The organism is Pseudarthrobacter sulfonivorans, from assembly GCF_031454915.1.
Lineage (GTDB): Bacteria > Actinomycetota > Actinomycetes > Actinomycetales > Micrococcaceae > Arthrobacter > Arthrobacter sulfonivorans_C.
This window is the reverse complement of sequence record NZ_JAVDRS010000005.1, coordinates 254,897-278,163: the sequence shown is the minus strand read 5'-3', so window position 1 is coordinate 278,163 and position 23,267 is coordinate 254,897. Positions and strand designations below refer to the sequence as shown.

25 protein-coding genes are annotated in these 23,267 nt (G+C 65.5%); 13 read left to right on the top strand and 12 right to left on the bottom strand.

Annotation, left to right across the window (positions count from 1 at the left end; genetic code table 11):
* Positions 1 to 118 precede the first annotated feature (118 nt).
* A complete protein-coding gene (locus tag J2808_RS13695; protein WP_309817477.1) occupies positions 119 to 2,467 on the top strand; it encodes a bifunctional SulP family inorganic anion transporter/carbonic anhydrase in 2,349 nt (782 codons plus the stop codon).
* Positions 2,468 to 2,522: 55 nt separating this feature from the next.
* Here the strand turns inward: J2808_RS13695 and J2808_RS13690 are convergent, their stop codons facing one another.
* From J2808_RS13690 to J2808_RS13680, 3 genes are read right to left on the bottom strand one after another with little or no spacing between them, the layout of a single operon-like run.
* On the bottom strand, positions 2,523 to 3,473 hold the full coding sequence (locus J2808_RS13690) for a COX15/CtaA family protein (protein WP_309817474.1): 951 nt from the start codon (positions 3,471 to 3,473) through the stop codon (positions 2,523 to 2,525).
* 7 nt (positions 3,474 to 3,480) lie between these two features.
* Positions 3,481 to 4,251, bottom strand: coding sequence for an ABC transporter permease (locus J2808_RS13685; RefSeq protein WP_309817472.1), 771 nt, complete (start codon positions 4,249 to 4,251; stop codon positions 3,481 to 3,483).
* A complete protein-coding gene (locus J2808_RS13680; protein WP_309817469.1) occupies positions 4,248 to 5,213 on the bottom strand; it encodes an ABC transporter ATP-binding protein in 966 nt (321 codons plus the stop codon). The genes J2808_RS13685 and J2808_RS13680 overlap by 4 nt, the downstream gene beginning before the upstream one ends.
* Positions 5,214 to 5,331: 118 nt before the next feature.
* On the opposite strand from J2808_RS13680, the gene J2808_RS13675 reads away from it, so the two are divergent.
* The 6 genes from J2808_RS13675 to J2808_RS13650 all read left to right on the top strand — a co-directional run bounded on the left by J2808_RS13675 (position 5,332) and on the right by J2808_RS13650 (position 10,548).
* Complete coding sequence (locus J2808_RS13675) at positions 5,332 to 6,174, top strand: helix-turn-helix transcriptional regulator (RefSeq protein WP_309817465.1); 843 nt, start codon at positions 5,332 to 5,334, stop codon at positions 6,172 to 6,174.
* Positions 6,174 to 7,637 (top strand): Fe-S cluster assembly protein SufB, encoded by a 1,464-nt coding sequence (gene sufB / locus J2808_RS13670; RefSeq protein ID WP_309817464.1) that lies wholly within the window; start codon positions 6,174 to 6,176, stop codon positions 7,635 to 7,637. The genes J2808_RS13675 and sufB overlap by 1 nt, the downstream gene beginning before the upstream one ends.
* A 2-nt stretch (positions 7,638 to 7,639) precedes the next feature.
* On the top strand, positions 7,640 to 8,926 hold the full coding sequence (gene sufD, locus J2808_RS13665) for a Fe-S cluster assembly protein SufD (RefSeq protein WP_309817461.1): 1,287 nt from the start codon (positions 7,640 to 7,642) through the stop codon (positions 8,924 to 8,926).
* A gap of 15 nt (positions 8,927 to 8,941) precedes the next feature.
* On the top strand, positions 8,942 to 9,301 hold the full coding sequence (locus tag J2808_RS13660) for a non-heme iron oxygenase ferredoxin subunit (protein WP_309817456.1): 360 nt from the start codon (positions 8,942 to 8,944) through the stop codon (positions 9,299 to 9,301).
* A gap of 113 nt (positions 9,302 to 9,414) precedes the next feature.
* Positions 9,415 to 10,203 (top strand): Fe-S cluster assembly ATPase SufC, encoded by a 789-nt coding sequence (gene sufC / locus J2808_RS13655; protein WP_309817454.1) that lies wholly within the window; start codon positions 9,415 to 9,417, stop codon positions 10,201 to 10,203.
* A gap of 12 nt (positions 10,204 to 10,215) precedes the next feature.
* Positions 10,216 to 10,548, top strand: coding sequence for a metal-sulfur cluster assembly factor (locus tag J2808_RS13650; RefSeq protein WP_309817448.1), 333 nt, complete (start codon positions 10,216 to 10,218; stop codon positions 10,546 to 10,548).
* A gap of 177 nt (positions 10,549 to 10,725) precedes the next feature.
* Here J2808_RS13650 and ypfJ read toward each other — a convergent pair whose 3' ends face one another.
* The gene (ypfJ, locus tag J2808_RS13645; protein WP_309817445.1) at positions 10,726 to 11,607 is read right to left on the bottom strand and encodes a KPN_02809 family neutral zinc metallopeptidase; all 882 of its coding nucleotides are present in this window, start codon (positions 11,605 to 11,607) and stop codon (positions 10,726 to 10,728) included.
* A 61-nt stretch (positions 11,608 to 11,668) separates the two neighbouring features.
* Here ypfJ and J2808_RS13640 point away from each other — a divergent pair, with 61 nt between their 5' ends.
* Together J2808_RS13640 and J2808_RS13635 are read left to right on the top strand one after the other, a co-directional pair.
* Positions 11,669 to 13,072 carry a class I adenylate-forming enzyme family protein gene (locus tag J2808_RS13640; protein ID WP_309817443.1) on the top strand — a complete coding sequence of 468 codons (1,404 nt, stop codon included), beginning with the start codon at positions 11,669 to 11,671 and terminating at the stop codon, positions 13,070 to 13,072.
* Entirely contained in the window at positions 13,041 to 14,291 is a 1,251-nt protein-coding gene (locus J2808_RS13635; protein WP_309817440.1) for a thiolase family protein, read from the top strand. Before J2808_RS13640 ends, J2808_RS13635 begins: the two co-directional genes overlap by 32 nt.
* A gap of 28 nt (positions 14,292 to 14,319) precedes the next feature.
* Here J2808_RS13635 and J2808_RS13630 read toward each other — a convergent pair whose 3' ends face one another.
* Genes J2808_RS13630 through J2808_RS13620 form a run of 3 tightly spaced genes read right to left on the bottom strand, consistent with a single transcriptional unit; the run spans position 14,320 to position 16,295 of the window.
* Entirely contained in the window at positions 14,320 to 14,943 is a 624-nt protein-coding gene (locus J2808_RS13630) for an energy-coupling factor transporter transmembrane component T family protein (RefSeq protein WP_309817437.1), read from the bottom strand.
* Positions 14,940 to 15,656, bottom strand: coding sequence for an energy-coupling factor ABC transporter ATP-binding protein (locus J2808_RS13625; RefSeq protein WP_309817434.1), 717 nt, complete (start codon positions 15,654 to 15,656; stop codon positions 14,940 to 14,942). The genes J2808_RS13630 and J2808_RS13625 overlap by 4 nt, the downstream gene beginning before the upstream one ends.
* Positions 15,657 to 15,662: 6 nt before the next feature.
* Complete coding sequence (locus tag J2808_RS13620) at positions 15,663 to 16,295, bottom strand: biotin transporter BioY (protein ID WP_309817431.1); 633 nt, start codon at positions 16,293 to 16,295, stop codon at positions 15,663 to 15,665.
* Between the two features lie 271 nt (positions 16,296 to 16,566).
* Between J2808_RS13620 and J2808_RS13615 the strand changes: the two genes are divergently transcribed.
* A complete protein-coding gene (locus J2808_RS13615; RefSeq protein WP_309817428.1) occupies positions 16,567 to 18,165 on the top strand; it encodes an ABC-F family ATP-binding cassette domain-containing protein in 1,599 nt (532 codons plus the stop codon).
* Here the strand turns inward: J2808_RS13615 and map are convergent.
* Positions 18,162 to 18,941, bottom strand: coding sequence for a type I methionyl aminopeptidase (gene map, locus J2808_RS13610; RefSeq protein WP_309817424.1), 780 nt, complete (start codon positions 18,939 to 18,941; stop codon positions 18,162 to 18,164). The genes J2808_RS13615 and map overlap by 4 nt on opposite strands.
* A gap of 67 nt (positions 18,942 to 19,008) precedes the next feature.
* Here map and J2808_RS13605 point away from each other — a divergent pair, with 67 nt between their 5' ends.
* Positions 19,009 to 19,311 (top strand): helix-turn-helix domain-containing protein, encoded by a 303-nt coding sequence (locus J2808_RS13605; protein WP_309817421.1) that lies wholly within the window; start codon positions 19,009 to 19,011, stop codon positions 19,309 to 19,311.
* A gap of 118 nt (positions 19,312 to 19,429) precedes the next feature.
* Here the strand turns inward: J2808_RS13605 and J2808_RS13600 are convergent, their stop codons facing one another.
* From J2808_RS13600 to J2808_RS13590, 3 genes are read right to left on the bottom strand one after another with little or no spacing between them, the layout of a single operon-like run.
* Positions 19,430 to 20,323: an SURF1 family cytochrome oxidase biogenesis protein gene (locus J2808_RS13600; RefSeq protein WP_309817418.1), complete on the bottom strand. Its 894-nt coding sequence runs from the start codon at positions 20,321 to 20,323 to the stop codon at positions 19,430 to 19,432.
* Positions 20,324 to 20,599 (bottom strand): hypothetical protein, encoded by a 276-nt coding sequence (locus J2808_RS13595; protein ID WP_309817415.1) that lies wholly within the window; start codon positions 20,597 to 20,599, stop codon positions 20,324 to 20,326.
* A complete protein-coding gene (locus tag J2808_RS13590) occupies positions 20,596 to 21,030 on the bottom strand; it encodes a DUF3099 domain-containing protein (RefSeq protein WP_309817412.1) in 435 nt (144 codons plus the stop codon). The genes J2808_RS13595 and J2808_RS13590 overlap by 4 nt, the downstream gene beginning before the upstream one ends.
* Before the next feature lie 143 nt (positions 21,031 to 21,173).
* On the opposite strand from J2808_RS13590, the gene J2808_RS13585 reads away from it, so the two are divergent.
* A complete protein-coding gene (locus tag J2808_RS13585) occupies positions 21,174 to 21,899 on the top strand; it encodes a beta-ketoacyl-ACP reductase (RefSeq protein WP_309817409.1) in 726 nt (241 codons plus the stop codon).
* A gap of 33 nt (positions 21,900 to 21,932) precedes the next feature.
* On the opposite strand, the gene J2808_RS13580 is transcribed toward J2808_RS13585, so the two are convergent.
* A complete protein-coding gene (locus tag J2808_RS13580; RefSeq protein WP_309817405.1) occupies positions 21,933 to 22,304 on the bottom strand; it encodes a DUF5655 domain-containing protein in 372 nt (123 codons plus the stop codon).
* Positions 22,305 to 22,452: 148 nt separating this feature from the next.
* Between J2808_RS13580 and J2808_RS13575 the strand changes: the two genes are divergently transcribed.
* A complete protein-coding gene (locus J2808_RS13575; protein WP_309817403.1) occupies positions 22,453 to 23,205 on the top strand; it encodes an SDR family oxidoreductase in 753 nt (250 codons plus the stop codon).
* Positions 23,206 to 23,267 lie beyond the last annotated feature (62 nt).

Genomic DNA, 23,267 nt, shown 5'->3' with positions numbered 1-23,267 from the left:
GCATAACGCGCACCCTCCTCTGGATGACAGAACTGTCATTTTTGTCACGTTAAGTGTCAAATGCCGTGATGCCATGGTTACGGTGGAATCGATACTTGCCGAAAGCAAAGGAAAATCCATGGCCCCCGGTCTCCCTAATATCCCGTCCCTCAATCACAGTCCGCCACCCCCCGGTTCGCCCCGCCCGGGCCGTTTTACGTTGCGGCGCCAAGCTTTCCTGGGTCATCTCGGCGCCGACCTTCCCGCCTCCCTCGTCGTGTTCCTGGTGGCGCTGCCGCTCTCCCTCGGCATCGCTGCGGCATCCGGCGCCCCGATCATGGCAGGGCTCATCGCCGCCGCCGTTGGGGGCCTGGTTGCCGGCAGCCTGGGCGGTTCGCCGCTGCAGGTCAGCGGCCCGGCAGCAGGACTGACCGTCATCGTGGCGGGGCTTGCGGAGCAGTTCGGCTGGCAGGCGACGTGCGCCATCACTGCAGCGGCCGGCGTCGTACAGGTGCTCCTGGGGGCAAGCCGTGTGGGCCGGTCCGCACTGGCCGTCTCACCCGTGGTGGTCAAGGCAATGCTGGCCGGCATCGGCATCACCATCATGCTCCAGCAGATCCACGTCCTCCTCGGATCGCAGCCGGCGGGCTCTGCAGGGGAGAACCTCGCGGCCCTGCCCGCTGCCATCACCAACCTGGAACTTCATGCTGCCCTGCTGGGCCTTACCGTCATCGCCATCCTGCTGGTGTGGAAGTACCTCCCCGCTGCCGTCCGGCGCATCCCCGGCCCGCTTGCCGCCGTCGTCGTCGGCACCGCACTGTCAGTAGCCCTGGCACCAGACGTTGAACGGATCTCCTTCAATGGATCAATTTTCGACGCCGTGGCGCTGCCGGAACTGCCGGACGGCAACTGGCAGGCCATCACCTTCGCCGTCATTTCCATGGCGCTGATTGCCAGCATCGAGTCACTGCTCTCCGCCGTGGCGGTGGACAAGATGCAGAACGGACCGCGCACCAACCTCAACAGGGAACTGGTGGGCCAGGGGGCCGCCAACATCGTGTCCGGGTCTCTCGGCGGACTGCCTGTCACGGGCGTCATAGTACGCAGCGCCACCAACGTGGAAGCGGGGGCGAGGACGCGCACCTCCGCCATCCTCCATGGCATCTGGATCCTTGTCTTTTCGGCACTCTTCGCCGGCCTCATCCAGCTCATCCCGCTGTCAGTCCTGGCCGGGCTGCTCATGGTGATTGGAGCCCGGCTGATAAAGATCGCCGACATCCACACCAGCCTGCGCACCGGCGACCTCCCGATCTATGCCGTCACCCTGTTGTGCGTGGTCTTCCTCAACCTGCTGGAAGGCGTCATCATCGGCCTTTCCCTCGCCGCCGCCAGCGTCCTCTGGCGGGTGCTGCGTGCGGAGGTGACGGCCCACGAACCGGCGACCCCTGGGGCTATCTGGCGGATCACCGTTGCCGGTTCGTGCAGCTTTTTTGCCCTGCCGCGGCTCAACCGGGTACTGCACGCCGTACCGGAAAGCCAGGATGTGGTGGTCGAGATGAACGCCGACTACCTTGACCACGCCTTCCGTGAGTCGCTGATTGCATGGCAACAGCAATACCAGGCCACGGGAGGGACGGTCAGCGTCGAGGAACACGGCAATACTCTCTTCCAGGACGCCGCGTCCCGTCCGCCCAAGCGTCAGGACGCCCGTGAGCTCCCCCTCCCGCCCCGGACGTCATGGCAGGGTGCCGCCGGGGGACCGGCGCCCGCTGAAGCCGGAACGACGTCCGGCGAGCAGGCCAGGAAGCCGCTCCGGTCCATCCTGGCGGGCATCAACAAGTACCACCGCCGGTTTGCCGATCAGGTCCGTCCGCTGGTGCAGGACCTGACAGACGTGCAGAACCCCGATACCTTGTTCGTTGCCTGCGTGGATTCCCGCGTCAACCCCAACCTGATTACCAGCAGCGGCCCCGGGGACCTGCTGACCCTGCGCAATATAGGCAACGTGGTGTGCCACGACGGGCAGGACGCCTCTATTGACTCGGTCCTGTCCTTTGCGGTGAATGCTTTGGATGTGGATTCGATCGTTATTTGCGGGCACTCGAACTGCGGTGCCATGAAAGCCCTGATCCAGGACGCCAACGGGGCCGGAGTGGCCGCTTTGGGCGCCGGGTTTGACGCCTGGCTCGATCACGCCCGTCCCAGCTACAAGGAGTTGCTTGGCAACCATCCGGTGGCCCGGGAAGCGGCCGACGCCGGGTACAGCCGCCTTGACCAGCTGGGCATGGTGAACGTGGCCGTGCAGCTGGCCAAGCTGGACCGCCACCCGGTAGTGGGCCCTGCCCTCACCGGCGGGACAGTCCAGGCTACGGGCTTGTTCTACGACATCGGCACGGCACGGGTAGTCCTGGTGACACCCGAGGGCATCGAGATCCTCGACCCGGCACACGCCGCAGGCGCGCTCCCTGCGGGGGTAGTAGCCGGTTAGCAGTCAACTGCAGATGCAGGGGGCGCCCCGCTGCATCTGCAGGAAGGAACGGCCGTTACCGCGTGGCGACCGGGCTGCTGCGCGCAAGATCCCAGGCGTTGGTTGCGGCGCTCATGAGCAGCGCTGCGGCAAGCATGTGGGCACCTACCAGCAGTGCTGGAATGCCGTTGTAGTACTGCGTGAAACCGATGACCGCCTGCAGCAGCGTGATGCCCAGCAGGAGGAGCGTGGCCGTCCGGTACGGGCCCTGGACACGGCGGGCGAAGACAATTACCAGCGCAAACAGGGTCCCTGCCGTGATCAGGTAAGCCGGTACGGCGTGAATGTGGGAAAACAGATCCCAGTCGAGACCGTTGCGCGGTGCGTTGGCGTCACCGGCGTGGGGACCGGAGCCTGTCACTACTACGCCAAGCATCACGGCGAGAGCTGAGAAGAGCGCGACGGCGGATGCTACCGGGCGCAGTACGCCCGGCAACGCGGGCAGCGCCGTGGAGGAGAAACGTCCGGTCCTGCCGTAGGCGCGGTTGACGAGCAGGGTGGCGATGACCACCAGTGCCATCGACACCAGGAAGTGCATGCCCACTACCCACGGATTGAGGTTGGTCAGCACGGTGATGCCGCCGATCACTGCCTGCGCCGGGATGCTGGCCAGCAGGCCCAGCGCCAGGAGGAACAAGTCCCGGCGCTCCCTGCGAAGGTTCCACAAGTACACCAGCATGAGCACTGCCACCGCTGCCAGGGCGAAGGTCAGGAGCCGGTTGCCGAACTCGATGAACCCGTGGATCCCCATCTCCGGGGTGTTGACCAGGGAAGTATCGGTACACCGCGGCCATGTGGGGCAGCCCAGGCCGGACGCGGTCAGCCGGACGGCGCCGCCGGTGACAATCAGCAAGGTCTGGCCAACGAGTGACGCCACAGCGAGGCGCCGCACGCGGGCATCGACCGTACGTGGCAGCCGCGACGTCAGGCGGCCGGCAAACTGGGGGAGGCGTGAAGCCGTGCTCACGGATATCTCAATTCCACTTGAACCAACGGATGGCTGCTGCGCCGGCAAGGACTGTCCAGATCAGCAGGATTAGGGCGGCACCGAAATTAACGGTGCCGAAGAGGAAGGCCTCGCGCAAGGCCTCGCCCAGTGCACCGGAGGGCAGGTAGTGCACAATTTCCTGGGCAGCGGCAGGCAGCCGGCCGGGGGGAATGACGATGCCGCCTAGAGCACCGAGCAGAATCCACAGCAGGTTGGTGATGGCCAGGGTGGCCTCGGGCCGGACGGTGCCGGCAACCAGCAGGCCCAACGCGGTGAAGGCTGCGGCGCCCAGGACCAGCAACGCCAGGCCGGGAAGCCAGCCGGCGGCCGGCGGGGTCCAGCCGAGGGGCAGGGCAATGGCTGTAACCACCAGGACCTGCAGCGACAGCACAGTCAGGACAGCCAGGACCTTGCCGGCGATGAGTCCGGGGCGGCCCAGCGGAGTGGTGGACAGGAAGCGGAGGACACCGTACCTGCGGTCAAATCCGGTGGCGATCCCTTGGCCGGTGAAGGCGGTGGACAGCGCGCAGAGCGCCAGAATGCCGGGGACGGCGATGTTGACCCGGCTGCCGCCGAGCCCGTCCAAGAGCGGTGTGACGGTCAGGCCTACCAGGGCGAGCAATGGCAGGACCACCGCAAGGATCAGTTGTTCGCCGTTCCTGAGCATGGCGCCCGCTTCGTACTTGCCTTGCAGCAGGATGCGGCGGATAAGAGTGGCGGGCGCCTGGCGTTCGGCGGCGGCCGGGGTGGCTGTCATCGGATGTCCTTTCCCGAAATATCCAGGAAGACGTCTTCAAGGCTGCGTGCTTCGAGGCTCAGCGAGCTGGGCATTACCCCGTGGGCTGCCCACCATGTGGCGAGTGAAGCCAGGTCCTGGGGCGTGAGCGGTCCGGTGGCGACGTAGCTTCCGGCCCGTGTCTCACTGACGGAGATGGCATCGGAAAGTACACCGTCGAGATTGAGCCCGGGTGGGGCTTCGAAGAGGAGGGTCCGGATGTGCTCGCCCGATTCCACGGCGGGGTCACGCTGGAGGAGTTGCGCCACCGTTCCTTCGGCGACGTTGCGTCCGGCGTCGATGATGTAGACGTAGTCGGCCAGCCGCTGCGCGTCATCCATCAGGTGCGTGGTGAGGAGGATTCCCATCCCGGCGTCCCGCAGCTCAGCGATCAACTCAAAGACCAGCTGGCGTGACTGGGGGTCCAATCCTGCGCTGGGCTCGTCCAGGAAGAGGACCTCTGGATTGCCGATGAGGGCGGCGGCGAGGGCCAGCCGCTGCTTCTGCCCGCCGGAGAGCCGGCGCACGGTGGTCCGGGCGAAGGTGTCGATGCCGAGCCGCTGGACGAGTTCGTCAACGGACCGGGGCCGTGCGTACATCCCTGCAATGTGGCGCAGGAGGGGGATGGGCCTGGCCGACGGCGGGAGCCCGCCATCCTGCAGCATCACACCGACGCGGGAGCGAAGGTCAGCCCCGGCACGGCCGGGATCCTGTCCAAGCAGTGAAATAGTTCCGCCGCTTCGTGCCTGCAGGCCCTGGGCACATTCAATGGTGGTGGTTTTCCCTGCACCGTTGGCTCCGAGGAGGGCGGTCACCTGACCGCGTTCGGCAATGAGTGAGACGCCGCTCACCACCCGGAGCATCTTTCCATCCAGGCTGGCCAGCGGACCAACATCCTTTATTAACCCGCTGATGGACAGAACCGGGGATTCGGGGGATCGCACCCCAGCATTCTACGGGATGTAGTACTGGCGTGAGGTTGCCGCCGCAACGCTCCGGGCGATCACGCAGGTCAGCCTCACCTTACTGGTACGGGGGACTAAATTACGACATGATTGTGTTGTGTATTCCATGACCAACGCTACTGTTGTGCCTTTTGCCGGGCACGGAGCGCCGCGCACCACCACGGACCGCGGCCACGTTGCCGTTTCGCCGGTGGCGGACCCTGACGAGCGTACCCGGGACCGCGTGCTGGGTGCCGTCCTGGAGCACGGTCCCATCAGCGCCGCGGAACTTGGCGATATGCTGGGCTTCACACCCGCAGCAGTCCGGCGGCATCTTGACCACCTGGACCGCAGTGGTGTCATCGAAGTCAAACGCGTAGCCAAGGCCGGTGCCGGCGCGGGACGCCCCGCACGCCGCTATGTTCTGAGCTCGCAGGGACAGTCCACGCTCGGCAACGACTACCTCGACATCGCCACCCTGGCGCTCAAGCAGCTCCAGGAAGTGGCGGGCGACGACGCCGTCCGCGCGTTCGCCGTCGAGCGCTTCGCTGACATGGAACGCCGGTACGCCCCCGAGATCGAGCAGGCCGGCACGGACATCACTGCCCGCGCACGGGCGTTGTCCGAGGCACTCAGCCGGGACGGGTTTGTGGCCTCGGCAGCCTCCATCGAGGCGAAGGCCCCGCTTCCGGCGGCATTGTCCAGCGTCCAGCTGTGCCAGGGGCACTGCCCCATCCAGCAGCTCGCCGCCCACTTTCCCGTTTTCTGCGACGTGGAGACCGAAGTGTTCTCCCGGCTGGTCGGCGTCGATGTACGCCGCCTGTCCACCCTGGCGCGCGGCGGGCACGTCTGCACCACCCACATACCCACAGGCCGGCTGGCTGCCGGGGGACCCCAAGTCCCGCAGGCAGCCCCCGCCGGCCTGAATGAAGTAACCAACCATCAGCAAGAAAGGCCGTGATGACGGACCAACTATCAGAGAAAGCGGTAGCCGAAGACACTGTGATCTCGGAGATTCTGGAAAAGAATCCCGAGCTCCACGGCATCGGCACGTACGAGTACGGCTGGTCCGACAAGAACGACGTCGGCGCCAACGCCCGCCGCGGCATCAACGACGAGGTTGTCCGGGACATTTCGGACAAAAAGAGCGAGCCCCAGTGGATGCTCGACCTTCGCCTCAAGGGCCTGAAGTACTTCGACCGCAAGCCCATGCCCACCTGGGGTGCAGACCTCTCTGGCATCGACTTCGACAACATCAAGTACTTCGTCCGCTCCACGGAGAAGCAGGCCGCGACGTGGGAAGACCTGCCCGAGGACATCCGGAACACCTACGAGAAGCTGGGCATCCCGGAAGCTGAGCGCAGCCGCCTGGTCTCCGGCGTGGCCGCACAGTACGAGTCCGAGGTGGTCTACCACCAGATCCGCGAGGACCTGGAACAGCAGGGCGTCATCTTCCTGGACACCGACACCGCGCTGCGTGAGCACCCGGAGATCTTCCAGGAATACTTCGGCACCGTCATTCCGGTGGGCGACAACAAGTTCGCCTCGCTGAACACGGCTGTCTGGTCCGGCGGCTCCTTTGTCTACGTCCCCAAGGGCGTCCACGTGGACATCCCGCTGCAGGCATACTTCCGCATCAACACCGAGAACATGGGCCAGTTCGAGCGGACCCTGATCATCGCGGATGAGGACTCCTACGTCCACTACATCGAAGGCTGCACCGCCCCGATCTACACGTCGGACTCGCTGCACTCCGCTGTGGTGGAAATCATCGTGAAGAAGGGCGCCCGCGTCCGCTACACCACCATCCAGAACTGGTCCACCAACGTGTACAACCTGGTGACCAAGCGTGCCATCTGCGAAGAGGGCGCCACCATGGAGTGGGTTGATGGCAACATCGGTTCCAAGGTCACCATGAAGTACCCGGCTGTCTACCTGGTGGGCGAGCACGCCAAGGGCGAGACGCTGTCCATCGCTTTTGCCGGTGCCGGCCAGCACCAGGACACGGGCTCGAAGATGGTGCACATCGCACCGAACACCAAGAGCTCCATCATTTCCAAGTCCGTGGCTCGTGGCGGCGGACGTGCCGCCTACCGCGGCCTGGTCCAGGTCCGTGAGGGCGCCAAGCACTCTGCCAACACTGTCCGCTGCGACGCGCTCCTGGTTGACACCATCAGCCGTTCGGACACGTACCCGTACATCGACATCCGCGAGGATGACGTGGTGATGGGCCATGAAGCAACTGTTTCCCGGGTCAGCGAAGAGCAGCTCTTCTACCTGATGTCCCGCGGCATGCGCGAAGACGAGGCCATGGCGATGATCGTCCGTGGCTTCATCGAGCCCATTGCCCGCGAACTCCCGATGGAGTACGCACTCGAGCTGAACCGCCTGATTGAACTGCAGATGGAAGGGTCCGTCGGATAACGATGACTGAAATCACTACTGAAAAGGCCCGCATCGGCGCGCCCTCGGCCCAGCCGTTTATCGACGGCTTCACGGAAGAGGGCGAAAGCCTGTCTCCGATCAACGCCGCCAATTCCAAGGCCCCGCTGGCCGGCGAGGCGGTCAAGAGCCACTCGCACGGCGGCGGCGTCGGCATCCCGGACAGCTCACGCGCCGGCCGGCTGACCTCCTACAACCTGGCGGACTTCAAACCCCTGACCGGGATGGAAGAGGACTGGCGGTTCACCCCGCTCAAGCGCCTTCGCGGCCTGCACAGCGACGTCCTCGCAGGTGCTGCCCCCGCCGTCACCGTCAGCGGCCCCGACCGTGTGACTGTGGAGACCGTGGCCCGCGATGACAAGCGCATCGGTTCCGCCGGGATCCCGGAGGACCGCGTGTCCGCCAACGCGTGGGAGAACTTCAGCGAAGCCACCGTTCTCACCATCCCGTCCGAGTTTGAAGCGGACTCCGAGATCACCGTCCTCATCACCGGCCAGGACACTGTGGCAGCCGCCCAGCACCTGGTGATTGTGGCGGAGAAGTTCTCCAAGTCCGTTGTGGTTCTGGACCACCAGGGTTCAGCCGTGGTGTCCGAGAACATCGAAATCGTTGTTGAAGACGGCGCCGACCTCACCGTTGTCTCGCTCCAGGAATGGAACGACGACGCCGTGCACGCCTCCTCGCAGCAGGCCAGGATCGGCCGCGACGCCAAGCTCAAGCACGTGGTTGTCAGCCTCGGCGGCGACCTTGTCCGCGTCACGCCGTCGGCCCGCTTCACCGCTCCCGGCGGCGAAGCGGAAATGTTCGGCCTGTACTTCGCCGACGCCGGCCAACACCTGGAGCAGCGCCTGTTCGTTGACCACGCAGTGGCCAACTGCACGTCCAACGTGCTGTACAAAGGCGCGCTGCAGGGCCGCAACGCCCACGCTGTTTGGGTAGGCGACGTCCTGATCCGCAAGGAAGCCGAAGGCACCGACAGCTACGAGGCCAACCGCAACCTGCTGCTCACGGACGGCGCCCGCGCCGACTCGGTGCCCAACCTCGAAATCGAGACCGGCCTGATCAAGGGAGCCGGCCATGCCAGCGCCACCGGACGTCTGGACGACGAGCACCTGTTCTACCTGATGGCCCGTGGCATCCCTGAGGATGCTGCCCGTCGCCTGGTGGTCCGTGGCTTCCTGCACGAGATCATCCAGCAGATCAAGGTACCGGCCCTCGAAGAGCGGCTGACCGAGGCTGTTGAGCGCGAACTCGCCGTGACGAACAACTAGGCGGCGGACCTACTGATGACTGACCAGCCAAAGGGCGAATTTGTCTGCAAGACGGATGAAATCCAGCTCAAGCAGGCGCTGCGGATCCTGATCGACGACTTCCCTGTCGCCATCGTCAAGGATTCGATGGGAGAAATCCACGCCATCGGGGACACCTGCTCGCACGCGGACATCTCCTTGTCCGAGGGCGAAGTGGAGGGGTGCATGATCGAATGCTGGGGCCACGGCTCCCAGTTCGACCTGCGCAGCGGCGAGCCGCTCCAGCTGCCCGCCTACGATCCCGTCCCGGTTTTCGCCGTCGAGATCCGCGGAGATGAGGTCTACGTGGACTTCACGAACGTCCTCAATGGAGCGGAAGCCCCGAACTTCAGCTAGCAGCATCAGCCGGACAGATCAGCCGGCAGCGGCAATACCAAGCAACAGAACCAAACTTCCAGACAAAGACCGCACCGCCGCCGAAGGGCCCGGTGCAGAGGAGAACAAGACTTATGTCTACTCTTGAGATCAAGGACCTGCACGTCAGCATTGACACGGAGCAGGGCACCAAAGAGATCCTGAAGGGCGTCAGCCTGACCATCAAGACCGGCCAGACCCACGCCATCATGGGCCCCAACGGTTCCGGCAAGTCCACCCTGGCGTCCACCATCGCCGGACACCCGCGCTACAACGTCACCAGCGGCACCATCACCCTCGACGGCGAAGACGTCCTGGCGATGAGCGTCGACCAGCGCGCCCGCGCCGGCGTCTTCCTGGCCATGCAGTACCCCGTGGAGGTCCCCGGTGTCAGCATGACCAACTTCCTGCGCACCGCGAAGACCGCGATCGATGGCGAAGCGCCCAAGCTGCGCACCTGGACCAAGGAAGTCAAGGACGCCATGGCCCAGCTCCGCATCGACGCCGACTTCGCCCAGCGCAACGTCAACGAAGGCTTCTCCGGCGGCGAGAAGAAGCGCGTGGAGATCCTCCAGCTTGAACTCTTCAAGCCGAAGTTCGCCATCCTGGATGAGACCGACTCCGGCCTGGACGTCGACGCCCTGAAGGTTGTCTCCGAAGGCGTCAACCGCGCCCATGCCGAAGGCAACATGGGTACGCTGCTCATCACGCACTACACGCGTATCCTGCGTTACATCAAGCCTGACTTCGTCCACGTGTTCGTTGACGGCCAGGTTGTTGAAGAAGGTGGCCCGGAACTGGCCGACCGCCTCGAAGAAGAAGGCTACGACCGTTACGCCACGGGCGCTGGCGCAGCCACCATCGCCGCTGCAGCACAGGCCTAGTAAGGACTTGCCATGACCGAAATCAAAGCGGCCCAGACGGGCCTCGAGGATATCGAAGAGGCACTGAAGGACGTCATCGACCCCGAGCTCGGTGTGAACATCGTTGACCTCGGGCTGCTGTATGGCCTGAAGTACTCCGACGACGACGGCGCCCTGCTGATCGACATGACCCTCACCACGGCAGCCTGCCCGCTCACCGACGTGATCGAGGAGCAGGTAGGCAAGGCCCTGGACGGTGTTGTGGACGACTGGCGCCTGAACTGGGTCTGGATGCCGCCGTGGGGTCCGGAACGGATCACCGACGACGGCAAGGACCAGATGCGGGCCCTCGGCTTCAACATCTGAGTCCCCACCGCCCCTGTTAGGGGTACGACGACGGCCGGTCACCTTCCCAAGGAAGGTGACCGGCCGTCGTCGTTCTTTGATCGATTGCTCCGTAGCTGTCGTTTTCAAGCCTCAGAACGACAGCTACGGAGCAATCGATGGAGCTTAAAGGGAACCGGTGGGGAGCAATCGATGGAGCTAGACCGAAGGCGCCGAGAACGTGTCGCACTGGTTGATGTCGCCGCTCTGGTAGCCGGTGTAGAACCACTTCTGGCGTTGCTCGCTGGAACCGTGCGTCCAGGCCTCGGGGGAGACTCGTCCGGTAGCTGCCTTCTGGATCCGGTCATCGCCCACCGCCGAGGCAGCTGACAGGGCATCGTTCAGGTCCTTCTGGGTGATCGCTTCCAGGAATGGCTTTCCGTCCGGCCCTGCCTGGGTTGAGGCATGCCGCACCCAGAGGCCGGCGTAGCAGTCGGCCTGGAGCTCCACCCGGACAGCACCGGATTCCGGTCCCTGCGGGTCCTGCTGGCCGCGGTCCAGGTAGCCGAGCACGTTCTGGATGTGGTGCCCGAATTCGTGCGCCACCACATACTCCTGGGCCAAGGGACCGCCGGACGAGCCGAAGCGGTCCACCAAATCCTGGAAGAAGCCGGGATCAAAATAGGCGGTCCTGTCCGTCGGGCAGTAGAAAGGGCCTACCGCGCTGGAGGCGGTACCGCACGAGGTGCTGACGGCGTTGTCGAAGATGACCGTCTCAGGACGCGGGTACTGCACGCCGTAGTCCTGAAGGTAGGCCGGCCAGAAAGCGTTGAGGCTGTTGACGGTCCCGGTGATCCGGCAGTCCAGCCGGGCGTCCGCGTCCGCACCGGTTTCGCACGCCGGCGCCGTGCCCTGGCTTTGGTCAGGAGTACCTGCCCCGCCGGTCAGGCCCTCCAGCAGTGCAGGGTTAATCCCGAACAGGGCTGCAATGAGCAGGATGAGCCCGCCCCCGATCCCGCCGCCGACTTTGGCGCCGCGGCCCATGCCGCGCCGGTCCTGCACCTGGGAGGGGTCCAACTGGACGTCGTCGTTGAAGCTCATGAAGTCACAATAGCCCTTGCCGGCACTGCCGAACCGGTGCCTGCCCGGTAAAGTTGGGACGATGCCTTTTCTCGACAAAATCCAGCAGTGGGCCGACGAGCGCCCCCACGACACCGCCGTCGTGGTTGCCGGCCGGCGTGTGCGCTGGGCCGAACTCCGGAACGCCGCCACGGCCACCGTTCCTGCCGCGGCAGCGGTCACCGTCCTGGCCGAAGCCAACTCCGTAGACTTCGCTGTCCGGTTCGCTGCCGCGGTTGCCGGGGAGCGGCAATGCGCCGTCCTGGATCCCGCCTGGCCGGAAGCCCTGCATCGGGAAATCAGGGCGCGGCTGGACGGGGCAGCCAAACCTGGCACCGTGGCTGCAGCGGATGCCCTGGCCGACGGCCCGCCGGAATCGACCTTCCTGATCGGCCTGACCTCCGGCACCACTTCCGTGCCCAAGGCCTTCACCCGGTCGAGGCAGTCCTGGCGAAAATCCTTCGACGCGTCCATCGAGTTCTTTGGCCTTCGCCAGGACGATGTAACCCTGGCACCCGGCCCGCTGGCGGCCAGCCTGAACCTCTATGCCCTGGCCGAGTGCCTGTATGCGGGCTCGGAGTTCCAGACCCTGGAAAGCTTCGACGTCGGCGACGTCCACGCAGCAATTACTCACGACGGCGTCACCCGCCTGGTGCTGGTGCCCACCATGCTGCGGTTGCTCAGTGAGCGGGGCCTCACCGGCGGCGTGGATGCCGCCGGCGTGCGGACCATCATCTGCGCCGGTTCCAAACTCGATGCCCGAACCTTGGAAGCTGCACGCCGGTGGGCACCGAACGCCACCATCTATGAATACTACGGCGCCTCCGAACTGAGCTTTGTGTCCGGCACCGGGCTGTCCGCCGGGGAGCTCGACGCCGGCGGTACCGGAATTGGCCGGGCGTTCCCAGGCGTCGAGGTCAGGATCCTCGACGACGAGGGAGCCGCACTGCCGGACGGCGAAGTGGGCAATATCTGCGTCCGCAGCGGCATGGTGAGCAATGGTTACCTTTGGGGCGATGACGGCCAAGCCCTGCGTTCCTTCGCCGGCTGGTTTACCGTGGGCGACCAGGGATACCTTGCCGACGGTGAGCTACACATCCTGGGCCGGCGCGCGGACATGATCCTCACCTCGGGGAAAAACGTTTACCCGCACGAGGTGGAGCTGGCGCTGGCTTCCGTCCCCGGCGTCGCGGCCGCCATTGCCGCGGGAATGCCTGACGACATCCGGGGCCAGCGTGTGGTGGCAGGAGTGGTTCCGGCCCATGGCGGAATCAGCGCCACCCAGCTGAAGGCCGGCCTCGAAAACATCCTGGCGCGCGATAAACGCCCCGTGCAGTATTTCTCCCTGACCGAACTGCCCACGACGGACCGCGGTAAGGTCAGCCGGAACATGCTCCTTGACTGGATCAGCGGGCATGACCATCGTGTCCGCCGCCTTGGCCTCTGAAACCGTCGGGTCTGAAAAGGTGAACGCTGAACCCCAAGGCGCTGAGCTGCTGCCCGCGGACCGGCAACCCGTGATCATCGCAGCCCGGCGCACCGCGGTCTGCCGGGCCAACGGGTCACTCAAGGACCTCCGGGCCCATCAGCTGCTCGCCCCTGTCCTGAAGCAGCTCCTGACCGACAGCCTCGTCTCCCCGGACGCCGTATCCGATGTAGTCATCGGCAATGCTGTTGGCGGCGGCGGGAACGTGGCCAGGCTGGCCCTGCTGGAGGCAGGGCTTCCCGTCAGCGTGCCAGGTCTGACTGTTGACCGGCAGTGCGGTTCAGGCCTCGACGCAATTGTGCTCGCGGCCAGGCTGGTGGCTGCCGGCGGGAACCCTGTGTACCTCGCCGGGGGAGTGGAAAGCATCAGTACCGCGCCGCTGCGGGCGCACCGGAACGACGACGGCGAACCGGGCTTTTTCGCGCGGGCCCAGTTTGTGCCGCACAGCTATGGCGACCCGGACATGGGGGTGGCTGCCGAGAACGTCGCTGCCCGCTTTGGGGTCAGCCGGTCCCGGCAGGATGCGCTTGCCCTGCGCAGCCACCAGCGCGCTTTGGCTGCTGCCGCGGCGGGCCATTTCAGTGGTGAAATCACCCCGCTGGAAACACCTGACGGAGCCGTCAGCGCGGACGACGGACCGCGCCGGGGACTCAACGCAACAGTCCTGACCCGGTTCCCGGCTGCTTTTGTGGACGGCGGGACGGTCACCGCCGGGAACTCCTGCTTCGACGCGGACGCCGCGTCCGCCGTCGTGATCACTTCCCTGCAGCGTGCCCGTGAACTCGGCGTGGCCGATGGGCTGCTGGTGCTGGCCACGGATACGGCGGGCGTTGACCCGGAGCTGCTCGGCATCGGCGCGGCGGTTGCCGCCGGACGGATGCTGGCGGCCCGGGAGATCCCAACGGCCAGCGTGGACCTGGTGGAGTTCAACGAAGCGTTCGCATCACAGACGCTGGCCTGCCTGGACCAACTGGACATCGATCCGGACCGGGTGAACGTGGACGGCGGAGCCCTGGCGCTGGGCCACGCCTACGGTGCCTCGGGTGCGGTGCTGGTGACCCGGCTGCTGGCGCAGGCGCGGCGTGCCGGGAAAGAGGGCTCGCTGGCGCTGGCCATGATCAGCATCGCCGGCGGCATGGGGACTGCCGCGCTGCTGCGCTACGAGGCCATTGGCAGCTGAGCCCGCCCGGTAACGGCGCCGGGGTTCCTCAGTCCTCTGCCTCGCCAAGTCCACGGGCCGCAAGTGCCTCGCCGGTCTGGCGCGCGTACGCCACCGTGGTGATAAAGACAGGCAGCACCAGCGCCCGCGGATTCCGTTCCAGCCCGCGGGCCCGGGCGGAATCCCGCACGTCGGCAAACGCCCCGGCGATGTACGGGATGCTCCGCAGCATCACGCCGATGGTCAGGGCGAAACGCTCAGGATCGGCACCGAAGCGGCGGAAGGGCATAGCCAGTGACACCACTCCGTCCAGCAGCCGCTGCATGGGGGTGGTGGCCGTCAACAGGGACGCCGCCACCACACACACCAGGATGTTCAGGACAATCCGGGCGGCCGTGGGTCCGCCAAGCTGCCACCACTGAAACAGGCCGATGACCAGGAGGACCACGAGCAGTGGCCGAATAGCGCCCAGGAGCCGGCGGGGACCGGCCCCGGTGAGCAGGTAGAGCCCGCACATCACGGCGAGGACTGCGGCGGAAACCAGCCAGTCCACCACCAGGAACGATGCCAGGCCGCAGCCCACCACCAGCAGGAATTTCAAGGCCAGCGGGGCCCGGTGGATGACCGAATGGCCGGGGACGTAGTTGGCGAGCAGGAAACCGTGCCCTCTCACGGCGCGGCCAGCCCGGTGGCGCACAGCGCCCGGTACATGTCGACGGCGGCCGCCGGGACGCCGTCAAACAGTACGCGCCCTGTTTCCACTACCAGAACCCGGTCCATTTCCAGGGCCAGGTCCAGGTCGTGGGTGGACATGATGATCTGCTGTTCGAGCCCGGACAGCGTGCGGCGAAGCAGTTCCCGGTTCCGCAGGTCCAGCAAGGTGGACGGCTCATCAAGCACCAGCACTGACGGGTCCACGGCCAGCACGGCGGCCAAAGCCATAAGCTGGCGTTCGCCGCCGGAGAGCTCATAGATGCTCTGGTCTGCCAGGCCCAGCAGCCCGAAGCGGTCCAGGGCGGCCTCGGCGAGGCGCCGGCGCTCTGTCCCGTTGCGGACAGAACGCCGGAGCGACAGTTCAACATCCTCGCGCCCCGTGGGCATGACCAGCTGCGACAGCGGATCGGTGAAGACGAACCCCACCTGCCTGCGGACGGCACGTACCGCACGGACGGTATCGGCGCCGTCCACCGTCACGGTGCCCGACGTTGGTTGGACCAGGCCGTTGATCAGCCGCAGCAGCGTTGATTTGCCGGAGCCGTTGGCCCCGATCACGCCAATGCGCCGTTCGGTCAGGTCCAGGCTGACATCGGCCAGCAGCGTCTTGGGCTCCGGGAGGCTGTCGACGGCAACCTTCACCGTGGCTTGCTGGAAGGAAATTGTTGCCATGGCTTCTTAGGCGCTGATCCGCTTGACCCTGCGGACCAGCAGGTCGGGGAAAGCGCGGTGCAGGGCAACGGCAATCACCGCGGCGAGAATGTTCTTGATGATGTCGCCGGGGTAGAAGACCAGGTCGGCAAGGAAAGCCTCGCCAATTGTCGCCTTCGAGTTAATTGCCATTCCCAAAACGCCGAGCGTGTGCACCAGGGAGATGCTGGTCACCGTCGCGGCGAGGAAGAACCACAGCGCACGGGCGCGTGATGTGCGGCGGATGACAATGGTGGCAAGCCAGCCCACCAGCGCCGCAGCGAGGGGGAAAGCGATGATGTAGCCAGCCGACGGGCCGGCCAGGATGCCGAGGCCGCTGCGGCCCTGGCTGAAGATCGGCAGTCCGGCAAGGCCCAGCAGGGTGTAAAGGCCGACCGCGGCGAAGCCGCGGGTGGGGCCAAGCATCAGCCCGGTGAGCATCACCGCGAGGGTCTGGAAGGTAATGGGGACGCCGAACACGTTGGCCGAAATGCCCGGGACCAGGGCGGCGCCGGCAACGAGGGCAGCGAACACGGCGATCAGGCCCAGATCGGTGGCGTTCCAGCGGGTGCGGGAGGGGGAGGAAAGGGGGCCGTTGACGGTGGTGCCAGTCTGGCTCATTGGGGGATCCTGTCGTGGTTGTACAAGCGAAGCATGGGGTAATCCTGACGTTACCGGCCGCCGTCGTTCGCTTTTTTGTAGGGGACCTACTAAGCGGGTGCCGGCAGGCTGAAGGCTGGGTACAAAGGGGCGCCACGAACGCCGCGGTTATGGTGCGAAGCTGGGGCCGGTAGACTTGTAAAGGCCGCTCTGTCCGGCCATTCTGCCCGGCTGCTCCAGACACCATCCGTTGAGCTGCGGCGTTTCCCTGTTGTGAAAGGCCTTACCTGCTGTGATTACTGTCCAGGATCTTGAACTGCGCGCCGGCGCCCGGCTCCTCATGGACCAGGTGAGCTTCCGCATCGACAAGGGCGACAAGATCGGCCTCGTGGGCCGTAACGGCGCAGGCAAGACCACCCTCACGCGTGTCCTCGCCGGCGAAGGCCTGCCGGCCGGCGGCAAGGTGACCCGCACCGGTGAGATCGGCTACCTCCCGCAGGATCCCCGCACCCCGGACATGGAACAGCTCGCCCGCGACCGCATCCTGGCGGCCCGAGGCCTGGACGTCGCAGTCGGCAAGCTCCGGAAAGCACACGACGAGATGGCCAGCGAAGACGCCGACGTCCAGCGCAAGGCCATGAACCGTTACGACCGGCTGGAATCCGAGTTCCTGGCCGCCGGCGGCTACTCGGCTGAGGCCGAAGCTGCAGCGATTTGCTCCAACCTGGCCCTGCCGGACCGGATCCTGAACCAGCCGCTGAAAACCCTGTCCGGCGGCCAGCGCCGCCGTGTTGAACTGGCCCGGATCCTCTACTCCGACGCCGAGACCATGCTTCTCGATGAGCCCACCAACCACCTTGATGCAGACTCCATCGCCTGGCTGCGCGAATTCCTCAAGAACCACCAGGGCGGCCTGATCGTGATCAGCCACGACACCGAACTGCTGGAAGCCACGGTCAACAAGGTCTTCCTGCTGGACGCCAACCGTGCGCAGATCGACTTCTACAACATGGACTGGAAGCGCTACCTCACCCAGCGCGAAACGGACGAGCGCGCCAGGAAGCGTGAACGAGCCAACGCCGAGAAGAAGGCCCAGGTCCTCTTCGACCAGGCCAACAAGATGCGCGCCAAGGCCACCAAGGCTGTTGCTGCGCAGAACATGGCCAAGCGGGCCGAGCGCCTGCTCAGTGGCCTGGAAGCCGTCCGCGAGAACGACCGTGTGGCCGCCCTGCGCTTCCCGGACCCCTCACCCTGCGGCAAGACCCCGCTCACTGCTGAAGGCCTGAGCAAGTCCTACGGTTCGCTCGAGATCTTCACGGACGTGGACCTCGCCATCGACCGCGGCTCCAAAGTGGTCATCCTGGGCCTCAACGGTGCCGGCAAGACCACGCTCCTGCGGATGCTCGCTGGCGTCGACAAGCCTGACACCGGTGAAGTTGTTGCCGGTCACGGCCTGAAGGTTGGCTACTACGCCCAGGAACACGACACCCTGGACGTCACCCGGACCGTGCTGGAGAACATGCGTTCCTCCGCCCCGGACATGAAGGACGCCGAAGTCCGCGGCATCCTCGGCTCGTTCCTGTTCTCCGGTGACGACGTCGAGAAGCCCGCCGGCGTCCTCTCCGGCGGTGAGAAGACCCGCCTGGCACTGGCCACCATCGTGGCGTCCAGCGCCAACGTGCTGCTCCTCGACGAGCCCACCAACAACCTGGACCCGGCCAGCCGCGCCGAGATCCTCGGCGCCCTGCGCAACTACAGCGGCGCCGTCGTCCTGGTCAGCCACGACGAGGGCGCAGTCGAAGCCCTCAACCCCGAGCGCGTTGTGCTTCTGCCTGACGGCGTCGAAGACCACTGGAACGAAGATTACCTGGACCTGATTACGCTGGCTTAGGCCTGCCCGCTGGGCAAGGTGAGGATTTCGGCGCCGTCGTTGGTGATGGCGATGGTGTGCTCGGTGTGCGCTGTCCGGCAGCCTGTTGCGCTCCGAAGCGTCCACCCGTCGGCGTCGGTGACGAGTTCGGCGGTGTCGGCCATGACCCATGGCTCCAGGGCCAGCAGCAGCCCGGGACGCAGTTTGTAGCCACGGCCTGGCCGTCCGGTGTTTGGAACGTGCGGATCCTGGTGCATCGTGGATCCGATGCCATGACCGCCGAACTGGACGTTGATCGGGTACCCCGCTTCGCTGAGGACCGAGCCGATGGCATGGGATATGTCGCCAATGCGGGCCCCGGGTCCGGCCGCGGCTATCCCTGCGCCCAAGGCGCGCTCGGTCGCGCTGATCATCGCGGCGCTCTCCGGCGGCTCCGAATCGCCCACGATGAAGCTGATGGCAGCGTCTGCGGCGACACCTCTCTTGGAGACAGCAAGGTCGAGTGTCAGCAGGTCGCCGTCGGCAAGCGAGTAGTCGCGTGGCAGTCCGTGGAGCACGGCATCGTTGACGCCCGTGCAGATGTAGTGTCCGAATGGCCCCCGGCCGAAGGATGGCGCGTAGTCGACGTAGCAGGATACCGCGCCAGCCTCGACGATCATGGTCTTTGCCCACCGGTCGATGTCCAGGAGGTTCGTGCCCACCGTGGCACGGCGCTTCAGGGCCTGCAGGATGTCAGCCACCACGACGCCAGTCTCTTTTGCCCGGGCCACTTCGGTGGGGTTCAGGATCTCGATCATGCTCCGCCTTTCTCACTCATCATCCAATAACTATACCGGCCATATTATCCCGGTTATGATTGGAGCCATGGTCAGATTGCCGCTCACAAACGCAGAAATAGAACTCGGACAGCGCCTTGGTGCGCTGTTGCGTCACGCCAGGGGAGAGCGTTCGATGCTCGAAATCGCACTCGATGCCCGTGTCTCACCTGAGACCCTCCGGAAAATCGAGACAGGACGCGTAGCCACGCCTGCCTTCCCGACCATCGCTGCCATCGCCGATGTCCTCGGGCTCTCCCTCGATACGGTGTGGGCCGAGATCAACCACCCCAAACGTGGCGTTGAACCAACCACTGCCGATCCGACCTCCCGTGAGCGCTTGGCCTCGTAAGTCAGGAACCCGCGATTGCGCCCGCGGCTCCGCTGCGTAAAAAGCCTGAACGGACTCTCAACGAATCCCCCACGTGACCTCACGCCACCGGCGCGGGCGCATTTCCAGACTCCACGCGTCAGTACCCCTGCGCGTCCAGCAGGGCATCTTCCTCTTCTTCGGAAGTGGCGTGCTTGCGTTTACGGGCAACCGGAGCACGACGGCGGGCTGCCGCGGCGGCGGAGTGCACGGGGCTGCCCGAATCCCGCGGCCCGTCCTCATCTTCAGTCTCATCTTCGGCGTCGATGGCGGCGTTGCGGGCCTGCTGCCGGGCGGCGTAGCCAAAGCCCACAAACATCAGCACACCGAATGCGAACCACTGCAGCGAATAGGACAGGTGCGTACCTTCCTCCGTGGCCGGCTTCGGGAACGGGAACGGCTTGTCCGCCGGGGCTGGGGACTCAGAAGCCAGCTGGCCGTAGGCGCCGGTGAGCACGGGGTACCCCAACTGGTTTGCATACGTGGGCAGGTCGATAGAGGCGAGCTGGCCGTCGGGGGCACCGCGGTCAAGCCGGGGCTCACTGTGCTTGAGCCGGACCACGGCCGTCACGGGTCCGGACGGGGGCGCCGGGATGGAATCAGGGCTGCCCGGGTTCTGGTTGCCGATCGGCAGCCAGCCGCGGTCAATCACCACTGTCTCGCCGGACTCGAGCCTGAACGGCACAACCACCTCATAACCAGGCTGCCCGTTCAGGGGACGGTTGCGGACGATCCGTTGGCCGGCGGCGTCGTACGTTCCCTGGAGCTCCACCTGCGTCCATTCCTTGGCGGGGTCCAATCCGGAGAAGTCTTCCCGGGCCTGGTCAAAGGAGATGGGCGTGGCCGAATAGTTGGTGAGGACGCGGTTGATCTCTGCGAGTGTTTCGGCGCGGCGGTCCATTTGCCACCGGCCAAGGAACACACAGGCGGCGGCGAAGATGGCGGCCAGTAGGAGGTAACCCATCCACTTGCTGGAAAAGAGGAAGCGGTACATTCAGCCGTCCTGCCCCACCGGCGCCTGGCCGGATTCGTGACCCGGAACCAGGACAACCGTTTCCTTCCACAGCCCGCGGGTCTGCAGGTAGTCCTCCAGCCAGTCACGGTGTTCCGCGCAGGCCAGCCAGATTTTGCGGCGCTCCGGGGTATGGATCTTGGGGTTGTTCCACAGCAGCTGCCACGAGGCTTCGGAGCGGCAGGCCTTCCGGGAGCACATGGCAGCTGTGGCCGGCGGGGGACCGGCGGTCCCTGCGGCCAGGTCGAAGATGTTCATGAAGCGCGCCGTTCCTGTCCATGCGTGGGTTCGTCGTCGTCATCAATCAGTTCGCCTTGAAGCACAGCCGACGGGTTTTCTTCCGGCTCCGGCGGCAAACCGGTGCTTTCCAGCTCAGCAAGCGGTGCGTAGTCGAGGAGCGAGTCGCTGTGGACTTCTGCCTGGTCGCCGCCATTGGCAATGACCACCGCAATCCAGGGGAGGAATACCGCGCCGGCAACCATGACGAGTTTGAACCAGCCGTCCACCACAAAAATGAGGATGAGGCAGACCATACGGATGCCCATGGCCAGCGCGTACTTCATCATGCGCCGGTGCATATCCTCAGAGTGTGCCGTCGCAGCGTCCGTGATGCTGTGGACCCCGGTATCGCCGGAGAACCGCTGAGGGTCTCCGGGCACGGAATGTCCAGCGTTGTTTTTAGGGGTCACGGCTGATTGATCACGCTCCAAAGGCTTGCCTCTATTCTTCCACCATCGGCAGAAGCACCCAAACGGAGGCTAAGATCGGAGGCAGTAAAAATCCCACCAGTCTCTACCGCGGTGCCTCCTGCCGCAGAATCCCGGAGCGTCTTATGTCTGAAGCAGCCACCCCCGCCCGCAGCGTCCTGATCACCGGAGGCAACCGTGGCATTGGCCTTGCCATCGCCGAGGCGTTCCTGGCCAACGGCGACAAAGTGGCCGTGACCTACCGGAGCGAGTCGAAGCTGCCGGCCGGGATCCTTGGCGTGAAGGCCGACGTCACCGACGAAGCATCAGTGGATGCGGCCTTTACCGAGGTGGAGGCCGTCCACGGCCCGGTAGAGGTCCTGGTGGCAAACGCCGGGATTACCAAGGACACCCTCCTGCTGCGCATGAGCGAGGACGACTTCACCTCCGTGATCGACACCAACCTCACCGGCGCCTTCCGCGTCATCAAGCGTGCGTCCAAGGGCATGATCCGGCTGCGAAAGGGCCGCGTGGTCCTGATCTCCTCAGTCTCCGGGCTGTACGGCGCCCCGGGCCAGATCAACTACTCCGCGTCCAAGGCCGGCCTGGTGGGTGTGGCCCGCTCGCTCACCAGGGAACTGGGTTCCCGCGGCATCACGGCCAATGTTGTGGCACCCGGCTTCATCAATACCGATATGACGGCCGAACTTCCCGAAGCCACCCAGAAGAACTACCTCGCCGGCATCCCGGCCGGACGATTTGCCGAGGCTTCGGAAGTAGCCAACGTGGTCCGCTGGATTGCCAGCGACGAGGCAGCCTACATTTCCGGTGCCGTCATCCCGGTCGACGGCGGCCTGGGAATGGGCCACTAGCCCTCAGTGCGGAACGGCCGGCCCGCCGGTCAGTCACGCAGCTGCGTCAAAAGCTTCGGCGATCCAACCGGCAATCTCGTCGTCCAGTTCGCTCACGCCGTACAGTTCGAGGTGGTGCATCCAGGTCCCGGGGGCCGTGTGCACCACGTCTTTGACCCTTGCCGAATGCAGTTGCCGGGGGAGGGCGATGGAAAGGACTGCCGGCACAGCTGTCTTCAGGTGTTGCCGGGGATTCCAGACCCAGGCGAAAGCGCGGCGGTGCCGGAAGGCCACCTGGCTGATGGTGGTGCGGACAGTGGCTTCTACCATCCCGGTGATAAAGTCCTGGGCTGCCAGGCACAGGTCCAGCCCCTCGGGCGAGTCATGGAAGAGGTCCTGCGGTGTGGACGGCGTGCCGGCTGCCATGCTGTGAGCTTATGCCCTGCAAGTGCGGTCAGACAGACTAGCCGTCCCCCGGTTCTTTGTGGGGGTCACACAAGCGAACTCGCGGCTTGCGCTGGCATGATGGAACGCAGACCCCAACAATTTAGACGTATCGAACAAAGGAGCCCCTGTGGGACTGCTGGAGAACAAGACAGCCATCGTGACCGGATCCTCCCGCGGGATCGGTGCCGAAGTGGCCAAGATCCTCGCCGGCGAGGGCGCCGCCATCGTCGTTAACTACCGCCAGAAGGCGCCGCGCGCCAACAAAGTAGTGGCGGGCATTGAAGCTGCCGGCGGCCGTGCCGTCGCGGTTGGGGCGGACCTGACCACACTCGAAGGCGTCCAGGCCCTGGCCAGCGCAGCCATGGAAAACTTCGGCTCGCTGGATGTGCTGGTGCTTAACGCGTCCGGCGGCATGGAGTCCGGCATGGAAGAGGACTACGCGCTGAAGCTGAACCGCGACGCGCAGGTCAACATGCTCAACGCTGCCGTCCCGCTGATGAAGGAGGGCTCCCGCGTGGTCTTCGTGACCAGCCACCAGGCGCACTTCATCAACACTGTGCCCACCATGCCGTCGTACGAGCCCGTAGCCCGCAGCAAGCGTGCCGGCGAGGACGCATTGCGTGAGCTCCTGCCGAACCTGGCAGAAAAGGGCATCTCACTGGTGGTCGTTTCGGGCGACATGATCGAGGGCACTGTCACGGCCACGCTCCTGGACCGTTCCAGCCCGGGCGCCATCGAAGCGCGCCGCGCCGAGGCCGGCAAGCTCTACTCCGTGGAGGAGTTCGCTGAGGTCGTGGCAAGCATGGCCACCGCCGACGTCAAGTCCGGCCACACCGAGTACGCAGGCGGCGCCGACTACTTCGGCAAGGGCGCCAACTAACTCACAGCATCCGCGGGTGGGGACTTCGCGGCAGTGTTCCTCTGAAATACTGCCGCGAAGTC

Bases quoted from the DNA above. Each gene is read 5' to 3' on its own strand.
- J2808_RS13695 (WP_309817477.1), top strand. From the start codon at position 119: ATGGCCCCCGGTCTCCCTAATATCCCGTCCCTCAATCACAGTCCGCCA.
- J2808_RS13685 (WP_309817472.1), bottom strand. From the start codon at position 4,251: ATGACAGCCACCCCGGCCGCCGCCGAACGCCAGGCGCCCGCCACTCTT.
- sufB (WP_309817464.1), top strand. From the start codon at position 6,174: ATGACGGACCAACTATCAGAGAAAGCGGTAGCCGAAGACACTGTGATC.
- sufD (WP_309817461.1), top strand. From the start codon at position 7,640: ATGACTGAAATCACTACTGAAAAGGCCCGCATCGGCGCGCCCTCGGCC.
- J2808_RS13660 (WP_309817456.1), top strand. From the start codon at position 8,942: ATGACTGACCAGCCAAAGGGCGAATTTGTCTGCAAGACGGATGAAATC.
- sufC (WP_309817454.1), top strand. From the start codon at position 9,415: ATGTCTACTCTTGAGATCAAGGACCTGCACGTCAGCATTGACACGGAG.
- J2808_RS13650 (WP_309817448.1), top strand. From the start codon at position 10,216: ATGACCGAAATCAAAGCGGCCCAGACGGGCCTCGAGGATATCGAAGAG.
- ypfJ (WP_309817445.1), bottom strand. From the start codon at position 11,607: ATGAGCTTCAACGACGACGTCCAGTTGGACCCCTCCCAGGTGCAGGAC.
- J2808_RS13640 (WP_309817443.1), top strand. From the start codon at position 11,669: ATGCCTTTTCTCGACAAAATCCAGCAGTGGGCCGACGAGCGCCCCCAC.
- J2808_RS13635 (WP_309817440.1), top strand. From the start codon at position 13,041: ATGACCATCGTGTCCGCCGCCTTGGCCTCTGAAACCGTCGGGTCTGAA.
- J2808_RS13625 (WP_309817434.1), bottom strand. From the start codon at position 15,656: ATGGCAACAATTTCCTTCCAGCAAGCCACGGTGAAGGTTGCCGTCGAC.
- J2808_RS13620 (WP_309817431.1), bottom strand. From the start codon at position 16,295: ATGAGCCAGACTGGCACCACCGTCAACGGCCCCCTTTCCTCCCCCTCC.
- map (WP_309817424.1), bottom strand. From the start codon at position 18,941: ATGATCGAGATCCTGAACCCCACCGAAGTGGCCCGGGCAAAAGAGACT.
- J2808_RS13605 (WP_309817421.1), top strand. From the start codon at position 19,009: ATGGTCAGATTGCCGCTCACAAACGCAGAAATAGAACTCGGACAGCGC.
- J2808_RS13600 (WP_309817418.1), bottom strand. From the start codon at position 20,323: ATGTACCGCTTCCTCTTTTCCAGCAAGTGGATGGGTTACCTCCTACTG.
- J2808_RS13595 (WP_309817415.1), bottom strand. From the start codon at position 20,599: ATGAACATCTTCGACCTGGCCGCAGGGACCGCCGGTCCCCCGCCGGCC.
- J2808_RS13585 (WP_309817409.1), top strand. From the start codon at position 21,174: ATGTCTGAAGCAGCCACCCCCGCCCGCAGCGTCCTGATCACCGGAGGC.
- J2808_RS13580 (WP_309817405.1), bottom strand. From the start codon at position 22,304: ATGGCAGCCGGCACGCCGTCCACACCGCAGGACCTCTTCCATGACTCG.